This window comes from Phytomonospora sp. NPDC050363 (assembly GCF_040655735.1).
GTDB lineage: Bacteria > Actinomycetota > Actinomycetes > Mycobacteriales > Micromonosporaceae > Phytomonospora.
The window spans coordinates 518,090-533,513 of record NZ_JBFAKK010000005.1 but is presented as its reverse complement, the minus strand read 5'-3'; the positions used below and the strand labels follow the sequence as shown (position 1 = coordinate 533,513).

Annotated in this window: 14 protein-coding genes, 1 tRNA gene and 1 pseudogene; 4 read left to right on the top strand and 12 right to left on the bottom strand. The window is 69.6% G+C overall.

Annotated features, from left to right (window positions below; all coding sequences use genetic code 11):
- Positions 1-8 precede the first annotated feature (8 nt).
- Together AB0I28_RS17015 and AB0I28_RS17010 are read left to right on the top strand one after the other, a co-directional pair.
- Complete coding sequence (locus AB0I28_RS17015; protein WP_357494162.1) at positions 9-380, top strand: hypothetical protein; 372 nt, start codon at positions 9-11, stop codon at positions 378-380.
- Positions 381-390: 10 nt separating this feature from the next.
- On the top strand, positions 391-2,538 hold the full coding sequence (locus AB0I28_RS17010) for an AIPR family protein (protein ID WP_357494160.1): 2,148 nt from the start codon (positions 391-393) through the stop codon (positions 2,536-2,538).
- A 93-nt stretch (positions 2,539-2,631) separates the two neighbouring features.
- On the opposite strand, the pseudogene AB0I28_RS17005 reads toward AB0I28_RS17010, so the two are convergent.
- Together AB0I28_RS17005 and AB0I28_RS17000 are read right to left on the bottom strand one after the other, a co-directional pair.
- A pseudogene (locus AB0I28_RS17005) lies at positions 2,632-3,497 on the bottom strand (IS5 family transposase).
- Between the two features lie 89 nt (positions 3,498-3,586).
- Positions 3,587-4,051, bottom strand: coding sequence for a hypothetical protein (locus AB0I28_RS17000; RefSeq protein WP_357494158.1), 465 nt, complete (start codon positions 4,049-4,051; stop codon positions 3,587-3,589).
- A gap of 201 nt (positions 4,052-4,252) precedes the next feature.
- Here AB0I28_RS17000 and AB0I28_RS16995 point away from each other — a divergent pair, with 201 nt between their 5' ends.
- Positions 4,253-5,128 (top strand): alpha/beta hydrolase, encoded by an 876-nt coding sequence (locus tag AB0I28_RS16995; protein WP_357494156.1) that lies wholly within the window; start codon positions 4,253-4,255, stop codon positions 5,126-5,128.
- 38 nt (positions 5,129-5,166) lie between these two features.
- Here the strand turns inward: AB0I28_RS16995 and AB0I28_RS16990 are convergent, their stop codons facing one another.
- The 4 genes from AB0I28_RS16990 to AB0I28_RS16975 form a co-directional block, all read right to left on the bottom strand.
- Entirely contained in the window at positions 5,167-5,751 is a 585-nt protein-coding gene (locus AB0I28_RS16990; RefSeq protein WP_357494154.1) for a peptidoglycan-binding domain-containing protein, read from the bottom strand.
- 110 nt (positions 5,752-5,861) lie between these two features.
- Positions 5,862-6,188, bottom strand: a complete 327-nt coding sequence (locus AB0I28_RS16985) for a hypothetical protein (RefSeq protein ID WP_357494152.1) — start codon at positions 6,186-6,188, stop codon at positions 5,862-5,864.
- 2 nt (positions 6,189-6,190) lie between these two features.
- Positions 6,191-6,970: a Bax inhibitor-1/YccA family protein gene (locus AB0I28_RS16980; protein WP_357494151.1), complete on the bottom strand. Its 780-nt coding sequence runs from the start codon at positions 6,968-6,970 to the stop codon at positions 6,191-6,193.
- Between the two features lie 582 nt (positions 6,971-7,552).
- Positions 7,553-7,633, bottom strand: a tRNA-Leu gene (locus tag AB0I28_RS16975).
- A gap of 140 nt (positions 7,634-7,773) precedes the next feature.
- Here AB0I28_RS16975 and AB0I28_RS16970 point away from each other — a divergent pair.
- Positions 7,774-9,561, top strand: coding sequence for a hypothetical protein (locus AB0I28_RS16970; RefSeq protein WP_357494149.1), 1,788 nt, complete (start codon positions 7,774-7,776; stop codon positions 9,559-9,561).
- Positions 9,562-9,585: 24 nt separating this feature from the next.
- On the opposite strand, the gene AB0I28_RS16965 is transcribed toward AB0I28_RS16970, so the two are convergent.
- Genes AB0I28_RS16965 through AB0I28_RS16940 form a run of 6 tightly spaced genes read right to left on the bottom strand, consistent with a single transcriptional unit; the run spans position 9,586 to position 15,255 of the window.
- A complete protein-coding gene (locus AB0I28_RS16965) occupies positions 9,586-10,914 on the bottom strand; it encodes an NAD(P)/FAD-dependent oxidoreductase (RefSeq protein ID WP_357494147.1) in 1,329 nt (442 codons plus the stop codon).
- Between the two features lie 51 nt (positions 10,915-10,965).
- Positions 10,966-11,520, bottom strand: coding sequence for a hypothetical protein (locus AB0I28_RS16960; RefSeq protein ID WP_357494145.1), 555 nt, complete (start codon positions 11,518-11,520; stop codon positions 10,966-10,968).
- Positions 11,521-12,897 (bottom strand): DUF58 domain-containing protein, encoded by a 1,377-nt coding sequence (locus tag AB0I28_RS16955; RefSeq protein ID WP_357494143.1) that lies wholly within the window; start codon positions 12,895-12,897, stop codon positions 11,521-11,523.
- Positions 12,894-13,979 carry a MoxR family ATPase gene (locus tag AB0I28_RS16950; protein ID WP_357494141.1) on the bottom strand — a complete coding sequence of 362 codons (1,086 nt, stop codon included), beginning with the start codon at positions 13,977-13,979 and terminating at the stop codon, positions 12,894-12,896. The genes AB0I28_RS16955 and AB0I28_RS16950 overlap by 4 nt, the downstream gene beginning before the upstream one ends.
- Positions 13,979-14,500, bottom strand: a complete 522-nt coding sequence (locus AB0I28_RS16945) for a hypothetical protein (RefSeq protein ID WP_357494140.1) — start codon at positions 14,498-14,500, stop codon at positions 13,979-13,981. The genes AB0I28_RS16950 and AB0I28_RS16945 overlap by 1 nt, the downstream gene beginning before the upstream one ends.
- The gene (locus AB0I28_RS16940; protein WP_357494138.1) at positions 14,497-15,255 is read right to left on the bottom strand and encodes a DUF4129 domain-containing protein; all 759 of its coding nucleotides are present in this window, start codon (positions 15,253-15,255) and stop codon (positions 14,497-14,499) included. Before AB0I28_RS16940 ends, AB0I28_RS16945 begins: the two co-directional genes overlap by 4 nt.
- Positions 15,256-15,424: the final 169 nt, after the last annotated feature.

Sequence of the window (15,424 nt, the reverse complement as noted above, 5' to 3'; positions counted from 1 at the left end):
GGAGCGAGATGGCGAAGATCATCATGGCGTTGGGAAGGGGCGTGGGGCCCTGGTACGACCCGGCGAAGCCCGAGAAGAAGGAGCCGGAGTACTACGAGATCTGCCTCGGGCCCCTCGTAGGTGAGTTCAGCTTGGAGCAAGTGACTATCTGGACGGCAGCTCACGACAGCCTTGAGGAGCACAGCGAGCATCGGTTCACCCGCGCCAGCCTGGAGAGGCTCGCTCGCGAAAAATACAAGATCACGAACCCCGGGCCGAGTGTGGGAGAAGAACCACCTGCGACACATGGTCCGCCGCGACTGGACCCGGCTCGGCCCGTGGAGCCGACGGCTCCACCGACACCGCCGCCGAACACCCTCGGTGGTCGTGCTATCCCTTAATCCACAAGGGATGCACGACACCGGGGGTGCCGACGTGAACCAGTTCGCCGACTTCCACCTGAAGCGGATCAGCGACCATCTAGACGCCCACTACCGCGAACACATCGACCTGACCGACGCGGCCGCGAAGGTCGGGAACCCGAAGGACGTGTTCTACACGCGGGCGCTTGCCGCGCTCATGGTCGGCCACACCCTCGGTTGCACCCCGGCCAAAGCCGGAGGCTTCGTCGTCGACGGCTTCGACGATCAGGGACTCGACGCGATCGGCATCGCCCCTGGGCACCTCGTCGTCGTCCAGTCAAAGTGGAGCAAGAGCGGGAGCGCCAGTCTCAACAAGCCAGCCGCGCTGGCGACCGTCGAAGGCCTCAAATACCTCGTCAACGGCCAGTTCCAGCACTTCAACGAACGGGTCCAGAACCTCGCACCGCTCATCCTCCCTGTGCTCGGCGGTGTGCTGCGGATGACCGTGATAATCGTCCTCGCCGGAGACCACCCGATCGCCGCGGACGCCGAACGGCCACTCACCGAAGCCTGCGAGGGTTTCACCACCGGCCCTCAACAGGCCACGGTCAAGATCGTGCGGCTCAAAGACCTCAGTGGCATCGTCGTCGGAGGCGGCGTCGACAGCCCCGTAGATCTCCAACAGGTCACGCTGTCGGACTGGGGCGAGGTCAGCAAGCCCTACCACGCCTTCCACGGTTCGGTGGCCGCCGAGCAGGTCATGCACTGGTATGAACAGCACGGCGACCGGCTCTTCGGCCTCAACATCCGCCACTCGCTCGGCCGCACCGATGTCAACGACCGCATGCGGACCACTCTCACCGAGCGGCCGCAGGACTTCTGGTACTTCAACAACGGCATCACCATCTTGGCCGACGAAGTCGCACCCCACGCCTTCGGATCCTTCAGCAGCAGTGCCCCGAAAATCCTCGACCTGACCGGCGTCAGCGTCGTCAACGGCGCCCAGACGGTCGCGTCGGTGCACTGGGCGATGAAACAGCATCCCGACATCGCAGGGAACTCCCGTGTCCAAGTACGGGTCATCGCCGTCCCTCGCGACGAGGAGCGCTTCGCCGTGCGGCTGACACGCGCAGCCAACACCCAGAACCCGATTCAGGCCCGCGACTTCGCTTCCCAGCAGGACGAACAGGACCGGCTCGCCAAGGAGTTCTGGTACTTCGTCGATGAGAAGATCTACGTCGTCAAACGCGGCCAGACCGTCCCCGACGCCGCCGACGGCTGCACGGTGGAGGAAGCCGCGCAGGCCCTCGTCTGTGCCCACCGCGACCCCACTCTCGCCGTTCGAGCCGCAAAGAACTCTGATCTGCTGTGGGCGAAGTCCCCGGCCGGCTTCTACGACAAGCTGTTCACTCGTTCGCTGAAAGCCGAGCAGGTGTGGCGATGGGTCCTGCTGCTGCGTGCGGTCAACGCGGCCATCGACTCCCCCGAGCGACGGCTCAAGGAGAGCGCCGGCCGCCTTGCAGACCTCGGCAGGCACGTGATCGCGCACATCGTCATGCGCCGCCTCGGCGCCCCACGCATCAAAGACCCGTACTGCGACTGGGAGACCGAGATCGTCGCGAAAGCCGCCGACGACGTCGCCGCGGTTGTTCCGCAGCTCATCACCGCCGTCCTGAACCGCTATGGCGATGGTGGCTACCTCAAGACAGCAGTGCAGAACGAAGATCGTGCCGCCGCCGTCGTGGCCGACGTTCTCGCCGGCGTCGAGGTCGACGAGCAGGACCTCACCAGCAAGGGCCTGCTGTATCGTACCCGCGCCCAAAAGGGCAAACGGCGTCGCGATTCGGTCGCCATCCTCATCGACCGCGCGGTCATCGCCGACGGCACGCCCTTGGAGTTCCGCCCCCGTACCGGCCGCGAGCGCATCGCGCTGCGTGATTGGCTGACCGCCGATCCCCGCCGAGCCCGCGCAACCTGGAAGAACAACCGGACGGCTCCGATCGTGTGGGCCTACGACGACGTGGCCTACTCCCCCAGCGCACTGGCCATGCTGATCCTGAAGTTCGCGGGAATGGAGAACCGGCCCAAGGCCGTCCAGGGTCCCGTCTACTGGATCCTGCGGGAGCAGGGCTCCCTGGCGACCTATGCCAACTGGCTGAACGACACGGAGACGGACCCGGAAACGGATTTGGAGTGACGCGGACACGAGCCTGCGGCGCTGGCACAGCCGCAGCGGGCCTTCGCCAGATGCCGCGGGTCGCGGCAGGCACGCGGCATCGCGGGCGCGGACCTAGGGCGTGTCGGCAAAGGTGGGTAGCCATTGGTGGATGGTGGCGAGGGTGATTGCTGCCTGGTAGGACTGGTGGGTTTTGTCGTACCTGGTGGCGATGCCGCGCCATTGCTTCAACCGGTTGAAGCAGCGTTCGACGACGTTGCGTTTCTTGTAGAGCTGCTGGTCGAAGGCTGGCGGCCTGCCTCCGCGGCTGCCTCGGCGGGCGCGGTTGGTCTTGTGGTCGGCGCGTTCGGGGATCGTGCAGGAGATGCCGCGTCTGCGCAGGTGGGTGCGGATCGCTTGGGTGGAGTAGCCCTTGTCGGCGATGACGTGGTCGGGCCGGGTGCGTGGCCGCCCCGGGCCGATGCGGGCGATGCTGACCGAGTCCATGACCTGTTCGAAGCGGGTGCAGTCATTGACGTTGCCCGCCGAGAGCACAAAGGACAGGACACGCCCGTTCCCATCGGCGGCGAGGTGGATCTTCGTGGTTAATCCACCACGGGATCGTCCGATGGCGTGAACCGATTCGCCCGAATCACCACGCCCCCTTTAGCGCCAGCAGCGTGCTGATGAGCACGCGTGATCGTCGAATCGATCGAGACGAGCCAGTCGAGGTCACCACGCGCATCAGCCCGGGCCTGCAACCCCGCAAGCAGCCGCTGAAACGTCCCATCCAACGCCCACCTGCGAAAACGCGCATAGACACTCCGCCAGGGACCATAACGATCAGGGACATCCCGCCACGGAGCACACGAACGGATCTTCCACACGATCCCGTTCAACACCCGCCGATCATCAAGACGAGGCCGACCACCCTGCATCACCGGCGGCAACAGCCCGGCCAGCACATCCCACTCAGCATCCGACAACTCATACCGACGAATCACCCACCCATCATCCCACCCCTTTGCAAACACCCCCTAGGTCGTGCGAGCCCAGCCGGGGCGACCGAGGTCACCCCGGCGTGACGCCGTTATCCGCAGTGAACGTTGTAGCGGTGGCCGGCGGCGATCTCGCCGTTGGGGAACTCGACGATGCCCTCGACGTTGATGCAGCGCCCGGACATGTTGATGCCCGAGGGCGTGTAGACCGGGCCCGCGTAGTACTTGTAGTCGCGGTCGTCCTGGTCGTAGCGGTCGTAGTAGCCGTTGGCCCAGATGAGGATGCCCTTGCGGGCTCCTGAGCCGTAGGTCTTGCCTGTCCCGTTGAGCACGGCGCAGTTGCGCTGGGCCGACGAGGACCAGTAGACGTCGATGTAGGCGCCGGTGCCCTGCGAGCCGCTGTTGACGGCGTAGTGGCCGATGTGGCTGTAGGACGATCCGCAGGGACCGACCGCCGCGGCGGGGGTGGCGGTGACGACCGTGGCCGTCAGGGCGCCGAAGGCCACGACGACGGAGATGGCGGCACGGCGAAAGGCCGCGCGAAACGGAGTCTTCATGGGGCGGGCTCTCCGGGTTTTCGAGGGTGGAACGTGCGATGGGGCGAAGATCGACAGGGATGCTAGCCCATGAAAACGGCCCGTCCACATCGGACCGGCGGGCTCCCCGAGGCCACCGCGCGGGCCTGCGAGAGGTCTGGAAAATGGCCGGAACGGGTATGGGGTTCCACGGACCTGTTCCCGACCAAGGAGAGCCGCAAGGTGTTCGCCGGTTTCGCCCTAGACCACATCGACGTCGGTGACGTCGTCCTGCGCGTCCGCCACGGCGGCGAAGGACCGCCCGTGCTGCTTCTGCACGGTCACCCGCGCACCCACGCCACCTGGCACGCCGTCGCCGAACGCCTCGCCGAGCACCACACGGTCGTCTGCCCCGACATGCGCGGCTACGGCGGCTCGTCGAAGCCCAAGCCGGTCCGCGACCACTCCGCGCACTCCAAGCGGGCCGTCGCCGCCGACTGCCTCGCCCTGATGAACACGCTCGGGTTCGAGCGCTTCGCCGTCGTCGGCCACGACCGGGGCAGCCTCGCCGCACTACGGCTCGCCCTCGACCACCCCACGGCGGTGACGGCGCTGACCGTCGGCGACTCGATCCCCGTCAGCGAGCACCTCGTGCGCTGCGACGAGACCTTCGCGCGCAAGTGGTGGCACTGGTTCTTCTTCGCCCAGCCCGACAAACCCGAGCGGGCCATCCTCGCCGACCCGGCCGCCTGGTACGGCGGGACGCCCGAGCACATGGGCCCGGAGGCCTGGGAGGACTACCAGCGCGCGATCGCCGACCCCGACACCGTGCGCGGGATGCTGGAGGACTACCGGGCCGGACTGACCGTCGACCGCGACCACGAGGAGGCCGACCGCCGCGCGGGACGTCGCGTCGAGTGCCCGGTGATGGTGATGTGGTCGACCCGCGACGACCTGAAGGAGCTCTACCCCGACCTGGAGGGGATCTGGCGGGGGTGGACCACCGGGAAGCCGCGCATGGTCCCCATCGAGAGCGGCCACCACATGGCCGAGGAGGCGCCGGGCGAGGTCGCCGATGCGCTGCGGGGGTTCCTGGCGGACGTGGGGGTGCGGGGGTAGGACTGAGGGGCGCCGTCCCCTGGGGGCGGCGCCGGGCATCAGCAGGACCTCAGCGAGATGGTGCGCTTGAAGAGGTGGATCTCGGTGGTGGGGTTGGCCTGGAGGCACCCGCCGGACTTGTCGCGCACGCTCGCGAAGGCGTACAGCGTCGAGCTGGAGTCCCGATCAAGCCACACCTTGCCGTCGCCCCCGGACTTGGGCCGGTAGTACACCAGGGCTCCGTCCGCGCCGTAAAGCCGGTCGTCGGCCGCTCCCCAAGTGTTGTCACCGACCCGGCCGTCCCCGGCGAGGCCGAAGTCGCGCTGCCACTGAACCGTGGCGGTGTGCGTCCGGTCGCCGAACTCACCGTCGACGGAGCCGGCCGACAGCAGGCCCTCGGCGGCGAGGATCGACTGCCACAGGATGACCAGGTCGGTGTTGCCGCTGTTCGAGCAGCCGCGGCAGATCTCGCCCATCTCGTCGGCGTGATCGCCGAAGTCGTCGGTCAGCACTCCGGCTCCGTCGACGATCGTCGTCGACGTGACGCCCACACCGCCGGCTGCCGCCGCTGTGCCGGTGAACCCGCCGATCGTCGTGGCCGCGACTGCGGCGAGGGCGATGGCCCTGGCAAGAATTGTGCGCATGTGCTCCCCTTGTCCATCGGAGCCGGACCGACCGGCTCGTCTGGGCAGAGGCTGACCGCCCGCGCCACGTTTTCGCCACAACCCCGCCACATCCGCGGCCGAGCGGCAGGTCAGCCGAAGATCACCCGGTGCGCCTCCCGCAGCGCGTCCACCGCATCGGCGGCCGTGGCGGCGTCGGGGCCGGCGGTCTCCAGGTCGGCGGCGACGACGCGGAGCTGGTCGGGGAGGGCGTAGTCGTTGCCGAGCCTCGGCACGGTCCGGCGGGGCCGCTCCTCCAGCTCGGCACACAGATCGGCGAGGTGCTGTACGAGCTCGTACAGCACCTCGCCTCTGGTGTTCGTTCCCGAGACCGGGCTCGCGGAGCGCCAGCGGGCCGGGCCCCAGCCCGCGACCTGTCCGGCGATGCGCTCGGCGAGGACGCCGACGGTCTCGGTCATGCCTAACGCCGCAGGTAGGACAGCAGCTTCAGGATCTGCCAGTACAGGAAGATCAGCCCGGCGAGCATGCCGAAGGCGGCCGCCCACGCGTACTTCTTCGGGGCGCCGGTGCGCACGCCCATCTCGACCATGTCGAAGTCGAGGACGAAGGTCATGGCCGCGACGATGATGCACACGACCGTGAAGCCGATCGCCAGGAGGCCGGCCTTCTCGTTGAGGTCGTAGCTGCTCAGGCCGATGTTGACGCCGAAGAGGTAGAGCACGAAGTTGATCAGGCTCAGCGCCATGATGCCGACGACCGCGCCGATGGTGATCTTCTTGAAGCGCGGGGTCGCGCGGATGACGCGCGACTTGTAGAGCAGGGCCATCGTCGCGAAGACGCCGAAGGTGCCCAGCACGGCCTGGATCACGATGCCGGGGAACTTCGCCTCGAACAGCGCGCTCACCGCGCCGAGCAGGAGTCCCTGCGCGACCGCGTAGGTGATGATCAGGGCCGGGTTGGTGATCGTGGTGAACCAGGAGGCGAGAATGACGCCCAGCCCGACGATCGAGCCGATGGCGATCAGCACCGGCACGACACTGGGGGCGATGGTCCACATGTTCCAGGCGACCGCACCGGAGACACCGGTGAGGGCGATCAGTCCGATGGTGCGGATGACGACGTCGTCGAGCGTCATGGGCGTGACGCGAGGGGCGTTCACCATGTGCCCGTACTCGGGGGCGGGCGCCTGCTGACGGGCGCCCTGTACCCACCGGTTAAGCGCGGGGTTCGAGCTGCGCACAACTTCCTCCTGTGGTCGAACGTCAGCACAAGAGTAGAGCGCGGAAACGACAAAGCGGTAACGATCCACGCCGACGGCGACGCAGGCGCAGGTCACGGCCCTGGCCCCGCGGCGGACGTGGGCGCCGACACGTTCATCGACCGAAACGCACGGCCATTGCGGCCAAGCGGCCGAAGAGAGCACCGCGGATTCCCTTTCACTGAAAAAGTGACCGGCGCCCCACTCACGACTCCGCCCCACTCGCGAAAGCCGTCCCGCGTTCTCCCCGGGGCCATTCCCTCGCCACCGAAGCGACCCGCAACCGCCTTCGGCGTTCGGCCGCCCGAAGGTGACCTTGCCCCGAGAATCCCCTGGCCAGCCTCCCGGAGATCATGACCGGCGATGACTTGACCCCTTACGAAGGCTTTGACCGATATCAATGGCCGATCGGCGAGACGATCTTCTCCGGTCGGCATAAAAATCTTGACCGGTCGGCGGAACCGCCCTCCCCGGGGCTTCGTCCAAGATGAACACCGATGGCTCCGGTGCCGGAGACGCGAAAAGAGCCGACAGTCCAGAAAGGACGATCGGCTCGAAACGCGGTGCCCGGGGAGGGACTCGAACCCTCACGCCTCGCGGCAACTGCTTTTAAGGCAGTTGTGTCTCCCGTTCCACCACCCGGGCGTAGAAGACACGGTAGCGGTGACATGGCTCTCAGCGCTCCCCTGAAATAAGCCGTATAGAACGCTTATCCGGCAAAGGGTTCGTAACTTTTTTGCCGGTGTCGCGAAGTGACGGCCGCCTCGCGCGGTTAAGGTGCCGTTGTGGCAACGATCCCCCGGTGGCGGCGCCACCTCTCCCGCCGGATCACCACCGATCTGACCGCGGCCGCGAGTTTCCTCGCCCTCGCCGTCTACATCGGACACCGGCTTCTCGCCGCCCCCAACGGCCGCCTGCTCGCCCGCAACTGGCAGGACCAGGTCCTCATCGAGTGGTTCCTCGGCTACGGCAGCCGCGTCTGGCTCGGCGACTTCGACCTGGTCACCGAGCGCCTGAACTCCCCCGACGGCGTGAACCTGATGTCGAACGCCTCCCACATCGCCCACGCCGTCCTGCTCGCCCCCGTCACCTGGCTCTGGGGCGCCCCGACCAGCTTCGCCGTCGCCCTCGTCGGCAACCTCGCCGCGACCGCGATGTGCTGGTACCTGCTGTTCTCCCGCGAACTCGTCGTCTCGCGGATCGCCGCCTGGACCGGCGGACTGTTCGCCGGCTTCGCGCCGGGCATGATCTCCCAGTCCCAGTCGCACCTGCACATCTCGGCCGGCTGGCTGGTCCCGCTGCTGGTCTGGTGCGTCATCAAGCTCTGGCGCGACGAGCGGCCCGTCCGCTGGGGCGCGCTGCTCGGCGTGCTCGCCGCGGTGCAGCTGTTCCTCGGCGAGGAGGTGCTGTTCTTCGCGGTCGCCGCGACCTTCCTGTTCGCCCTGGTCTGGGCCGCGCAGAACTTCCGCGCCTTCAAGGAGCGCGCGATCGGACTGGGCCTGGGCCTGTGCACGGCCGCCTTCGTGGCGCTCGCGATCGTGCTCTACCCGCTGGCCGTCCAGTTCACCGGGCGCCAGCACCTCAACAACGCCCCCTTCGCCGCCGAGTACTTCAGCGCCGACCTGCTCTCCTGGATCGCCTACTCCCCGCTGACCGTCGGGGGCGGCGCGACCGACGTCAAGCCCATCGCGCCCAACCACACCGAGCTCAACACCTTCCTCGGCCCGGTGCTGATCCTCGTCTCCGTCGCCGCGATCGTCTTCCTCTGGCGACGCAGACCCGTCGTGCGGCCCCTGGCCCTGGTCATCGCCGTCATGTTCGCGCTGTCGCTCGGACCGGAGATCCTCATCGGCGGCGCGCACACGGGAATTCCCGGCCCCTACACCCTCATCGCCGACATGCCCGTCATCGACGCGGCCCTCCCAACGCGGTACGCGCTCATCATCCTGCCGCCCATCGGCGCCCTTCTCGCGCTCCTCATCGACGCCGCGAAGCCGCGCGGGCTGCTCACCTCACTGCGGCTACAGCTCGCCGGCATGCCCGGCGACAAACTCCTCGTCGCGCGGTGGACGGTCCTGGTCGTCGTGGTCATCGCCCTGGCCCCGCTGCTCCCCCGCTCACTGCCGACCGCCCCGCGCAGCGACATCCCCGAGTTCATCACCAGCGGCCAGTGGCGCGACTGCGTCCCGCCCGGCGGCGTCCTGGTGCCCGTCCCTCCCCCGACCCCGGGCAACCCGAACACCATGCGCTGGCCGACCTACGCCAACGGCGCCTTCGGCGTCCCCGAGGGCTTCTTCCTCGGCCCCTACGGCAAGGACGGCACCACCTCGATGGGCACGTGGTCGCGCGGGACGGCGAGGATCTGGCGGGAGGTGTGGGAGACCGCCGCGATCCCCGAGATCACCGAGGAGCAGATCGCCGCGACCCGCGAGGACCTGGCCGCCTGGAAGGCCGACTGCGTCGTGATCCCCGACTACGGCAGGCAGGCCGAACTCGTCCAGGTCACCACGGCGCTCCTGGGGCCGGGCGAGGCGATCGGCGACGTGTGGATCTGGCGGGTGCCGCGCGACTGAAGCCGCGCGGGCACCCTGCCGGTCCTAAGGCTTGCCGGCCTCGCTGAACGGGTCGTGCGGGGCGTGCAGCTCGCCGAGCTGCACGATCTCGCGCTTGGTGAGCAGCGCCAGCGTCCAGTCGGCGACCACGCGCACCTTGCGCCCGAAGCCCGGCACCCGCATCAGGTGGTACGAGCGGTGCAGGAACCACGCGACGATGCCCTTGGCCTTGATGCCGTAGACGTGCGCGACGCCCTTGTGCAGGCCGAGGCTGGCCACCGAGCCGGCGTACTTGTGCCGGTACTCGACGGGAGCCCCGCCGCGCACGGCGGCGACCAGGTTCCCCGCCAGCCGGACGGCCTGCCGCACGGCGTGCTGCGCGCTGGGCGAGCAGAACGCGCCCGGCTCGCCGGTCAGGTCGGGGACCTGCGCGCTGTCGCCGGCGCCCCACGCGCCTTCGAGGACGTTGCCGTCCTCGTCGGCGACCTGGAGCGTCGGCAGACAGATGACATGGCCCTTCGGCCCGATCGGCAGGTCGCTCTGCCGGACCATCGGGTTGGGCTTGACGCCCGCGGTCCACACGATGGTGTCGGCGTCGAACTCGGTGCCGTCGGAGAGCACGACGTGCTTGTCCTCGCAGGACTTCAGCAGCGTGTTGAGACGGATGTCGAGCCCGCGCTTGATGAGCTGCTGGACGGTGTAGACGCCCATGTCCGGCCCCACCTCGGGCAGGATCTTCTGGCTCGCCTCGACCAGCACCCACCGGGTCTGGTCCATCTCCAGCTCGGGGTAGTACTTGATGGCGTCGCGGACCATGTCCTCCAGCTCCGCGAGCGCCTCGATCCCGGCGAAGCCGCCGCCGACGAACACGAAGGACAGCGCCCTGCGGCGGACGTGCTCGTCGGTCGTGGTCGCGGCGATGTCCAGGCGGGACAGGACGTGGTTGCGCAGGTAGATGGCCTCGCCCATGGTCTTGAAGCCGATGGCGTGCTCGGCGAGCCCGGGGATGGGGAGTGTGCGCGAGACCGAGCCGGGGGCCACGACGATGTGGTCGTATTCGACGCGCCTGGGCGGGCCGACGATCGGCTGTACGGTGACGGTGCGCTCGGCGTGATCGATGCGGGTGACCAGGCCGGCGAGGATCGTGCACTTCTTGAGGTTGCGGCGCAGGGAGATCACGCCGTGCCGCGGGGAGATGTTCCCGGCGGCGGCCTCGGGCAGGAACGGCTGGTAGGTCATGTGCTGGTTGGGGTCGACGACGACCACTTCCACCGCGCCTTTGCGGATCTCGTTGCGGAGTTTGCGGCTCAGGCGCTCGGCAACGTAGAAGCCCACGTGTCCGGCGCCGATGATGAGAATCCTCTTGCGGTCCACCTGGCCATCATTGCGCCGTTGGGAACCCGCTGGTAGGGATTCCCAGCCACATCACAGTTTTCTGTGCAGCAGCCAGGCGAGGGTCAGGCACAGACCGACCACGGCGGCCAGTCCGGCGAGTCCGTAGGCGATGGCGCTGGTGCGCCCGAAGAGGCCCGGCAGGAGCCCTGCCAGCACCGACGCGGCCGCCGCGGCGAGCAGGACGACGCCGGTGCGCCGGCCGAGTCCGGCCAGGACCTCGGGTGTGACGTAGGTGTCGGTGCGCATCGTCACGGCCTGGGCGGTGACCACATGGTGGATGTAGAGCAGCGCGCCGAGCAGGAACGCCAGCGCGTAATGCTGCTCGCCGGCCAGGGCCCACACGACCACGGAAATGGCGATGAGGACGGTCGACCAGGCCTTCGTGGGCCGCAGCGCGGGCATCACCGGGAGCAGGAGGCCGAAGGCGGCGGCGCGCCAGCCGATGACGGGGGCGGCGGCGATGGTGAAGGCGAGCAGGCCGGTCACGTAGACGCCGAAGCGGACGGCGATCGCGCCGGGCTGGACGCGCTCGACCCACGCCTGGGCCTGGCGGTAGCGCAGGGTCACGCGGGAAAGGTCGGCCATCTAGATCACCGCCTTCGCGGCGCCCGACATCCTGGTGACGTCGCGCAGGACCTGGTCGAGGCTGCCGGTGCCGCTCCAGGCGACGACCGGGACGCCGTGCTCGCGGAGTTCGCCGACGGCGTTCTCGCGTTCGAGGCGCCACAGGCGCTCCGAGGCGGGCGTCCAGGGGCTGTCGTGGACCGGGCGCACGTGCGCGGGGAGCGTGTCGACGGCGACGAGGAAGCGGCCCGAGCGGGCGAGGCCGGCGAGCGCGGAGACGCTGTTCTCGTCGAGGAGGGGCGTGAACATGACGATGAGGGCGTTGGTGGGCAGCCCGCCGGTGCGCAGCAGGCGCGCCTCGCGGGTGATGCCGTCGGCGACGCGGACGCCGAGGAGCCATTCGAGGACCGAGAGGTAGTGGCGGCGTCCGGTGCCCGCCCGCAGGCGGCGCACGCGGGGGCCGAACTCGACGCACGAGACGCGGTCGCCGCGGTGCAGGTAGTGCTCGGCGATGGCGGCGGTGGCGCGGACGGTGGTGTCGAGGACGCTGGGCTGCCCGTCGACGCCGCCGGATTCGCCCGCGTCGGTGCCGAGGTCGAGGAGCAGGACGACGTCGGCGTCGCGGTCGGAGAGGGTGTGGTTGACGTAGAGCCCGCGGGCCCGCAGGGACACGCGCCAGTCGATGCGGCGGAGGCGGTCGCCGGGCTGGTAGGGGCGGACCCCGGCCAGTTCGCCGCCCTCGCCGGGGCGGCGGGAGCGGTGGGTGCCGCCGAGCCCGGAGGCGCGGGGCATGGCCTCGTCGGCGTCGAAGGGGTCGCTGATCGGGTAGGTCCGCAGGCGTTGCCCGGGGGCGCTGGCGGTCTCGCAGTGGAAGAGGTTGTCGCAGGCGAAGGCGTCGGCGCGCAGGGGTCCGACGGCGTGCGAGCCCCACCGCAGGGTGCGTCCCGAGATGGTGACCGAGGTCCCCGCCTTGCCGCCGACGGTGGCGGCGTAGGTGCCGTGGCCCTCGTTGAGGGTGATCCAGGGCGAGAATCCCGCCCGCAGGACGACGGTGCTCAGCGGCAGCTCGTCGCGGTTGGTGACGCGCAGGCCGGCGAGTAGTTCACCGCCCTCGGCGCCGACGTCGCTGCTCAGGGCGAGGGAGACCGTCGGGACGGCCTTGGGCCTCGACCGCAGCGCGAGCGCGGTGCCGATGATGAACGGCAGCGCGATGATGACCAGGTCCACGCGTCCCAGGAGGACGCCGAGCGCCGAGGCGAGCCCGATGACCACGGCGGCGCGGACGAGCGCGCGGGTCGGCTGCCAGCCGCGGTCGGCCTCGGCGGCGGGCATGGTGGCGCGGCGCCGGGCGACGAAGTCGTCGGCGGCGCTGTCGACTCCCCGGACAGGTCCGGTCATCGCGGGTTCTGGAACTTGTAGACCGGGCTGTCGGGGTCGACGCCGGGCCGGGCGGGCTGCCGGCCGCCGGGCATCGCCGAGTAGGTCGGCAGCTGCTCGGAGGCCGGGACGGGCGTGGTCTCGCAGATCTCGGCGACGATCTGGGCGGGGTCGACCCGGCGCAGCCACATCTCCGGCTTGAGCGAGATGCGGTGGGTCAGGGCCGCCCCGGCGACGCCCTTGACGTCCTCGGGGATGACGTACCCGCGTCCCGACAGGACCGCACGGGCGCGGGCGGCCAGGAGCAGCGCGAGCGATCCGCGCGGGGAGGCGCCGACCTGGACCATCGAGTGGCTGCGGGTCGCGGCGACGATGTTGACGATGTAGCGGCCGATGGAGTCCTCGACGGCGACGCTCTCCAGCGCGGCCTGCATCGCCACGAGCGTGGAGGCGTCGACGACCTGCTCCAGGAAGGCCTCCTCCTTGCGGCGGGCGATGCGCCGCTGGAGCACGATCCACTCCTCCTCGGGGGTGGGGTAGCCGAAGGAGACGCGGAGGAGGAAGCGGTCGAGCTGCGCCTCGGGCAGGGGGTAGGTGCCCTCGTACTCGATGGGGTTGGCGGTCGCCAGGACGTGGAAGGGCGCGTCGAGTGTGTAGGTGGTGCCCTCGACGCTGACCTGCTTCTCCTGCATCGCCTCCAGCAGCGCCGCCTGCGTCTTCGGGGGCGTGCGGTTGATCTCGTCGGCGAGCATGAGGTTGGTGAACACCGGCCCGGCCCGGAAGCTGAACTCGCCGTTCTTCTGGTCGTAGAGGAACGAGCCGGTCAGGTCGGCCGGGAGCAGGTCGGGGGTGAACTGGACCCGGCGGAACTCGATGCCCAGCGTCTGCGCGAAGCAGCGCGCGGTGAGCGTCTTGGCCAGGCCCGGGAAGTCTTCGAGGAGAACGTGCCCGCCGGCGAGGATGCCGGCCAGGACCAGTTCGAGGGCGTCGCGCTTGCCGACGATGACGGTGCCCACCTGGTCGAGGACGCGCTCGGCGTGCTCGCTGACCTCGCTGAGCGACAGTGCCGGGGTCGGCTGTGCTTCGGTGGCCTCGGTCGTCATCAGATCTCCTCAATGCGTGCGATGTACCAGTCGAGTTGCGCCGGTGTGGGGGTCGCGGCGAGCGGGCGGTAGAGGAACTGCCAGAGCTCGCGGCCCATGAGCGACGACGCCCGCGTGGGGCTGGTCGTCATGGTGACGCCGTGCCGCTGGCGGAGCCGTTCGTCGACGACCTCGCGCAGCTTGACGAGGACGGCGCGCTCGAAGCGCTCGGGGTCGCCGCTCGCCCACGACATGCGGTTCTCCCAGCGGCCGACGTCGGCGAAGGGCCGGCGGGCGACCAGGACGCTCGGGTCGGACAGGCGCGGCGCGGCGGGGATCTCGGCGTCGCGCGGGGAGCGCACGGCGCGGATCACCCGTCGCAGGATCAAGACGAGGAGGAGGGTGCCGAACACGTACCAGACGCCGAGGTCCTTGCCGGCGAACTTGGAGACGCCCTGGATCAGCGCGGTGCCCGCGGCGGCGAGCACGAGGGTCCAGAAGGCCCACAGGGCGTGGGTCTTGGCGCCGGTGGCCTTGCTCATGCGACGGCCTCGGTCTCGCGCTCGGCGGTCTCGCGGGCCTCACGTGCCTGACGGGCGGCCTCGGCGAGCTGGGCGTCGATCTCGATGAGGGCCTGGCGGGCGTCGGAGCGCAGTTGCTCGGTGACCTCGTCGGGGGCGTAGCGGGCCTGGCGGTAGGAGTTGGTGAGGAGGGCCAGTGCCTGGTCGTTGACGTTGTGGGCGGCGAGGAGGCGGGTGACGAGGTCGCCGGGCGTCTCGGACTCGGCGCGGGCGGTGCCGGCCTTCGCGGCGGCGCGCTCCAGGCTCAGCCAGCAGGCGATGACGGCCTTGCGGGGGTCGTCGCCGGCGTCGATGTCGGCGAGTCCGGCGCGGACGGCCTCGCGGACCTCCTCGGCGCCGGGTTCCTCCTCGACACCGGGGTCGGAGAAGTCGACGGGCGTGATCTCGCGGTACCGGCGCTGGGTCAGGTAGTGGCGCAGGAGCATGTAGATGACGACGGCGAGGATGCCGAACACGAAGGTGAGCAGGACTCCGCCCAGGACCAGCAGGAACGGGTGGACGCCGTCCTCGGCGGCCCCGCCGCCGTCCGGGTCGGGCGGAGGGACCTCGCGGGTCTCCTCCTCCTCGGTGGGCTGCTGGGAGATGTCGAGGATCTCGTCGAGGCGGGGGACGTCGACGTCGGCGGCCTTCAGGTCGACGATCGAGGCGGCTCCCGCGATGAGCATGACCAGCGCGGCGATCACGAGCAGCGGCGCCCACCTGCGCAGCTGTGCCATACCGCCTCCCGTCAACCCTCGTCCGACCCCAGTACCGGGCGCGGGCTCACCAAAGGAGAACAATCCGGGGTGAGCCGCGTCAAGAGGCCCTTGACAGCTGTGACCGAACTGTGCCAAGGGGTGTCCTCATTGTCGCCTATGGCGCCGACGGGCGCTGTCCCGTGCGGGG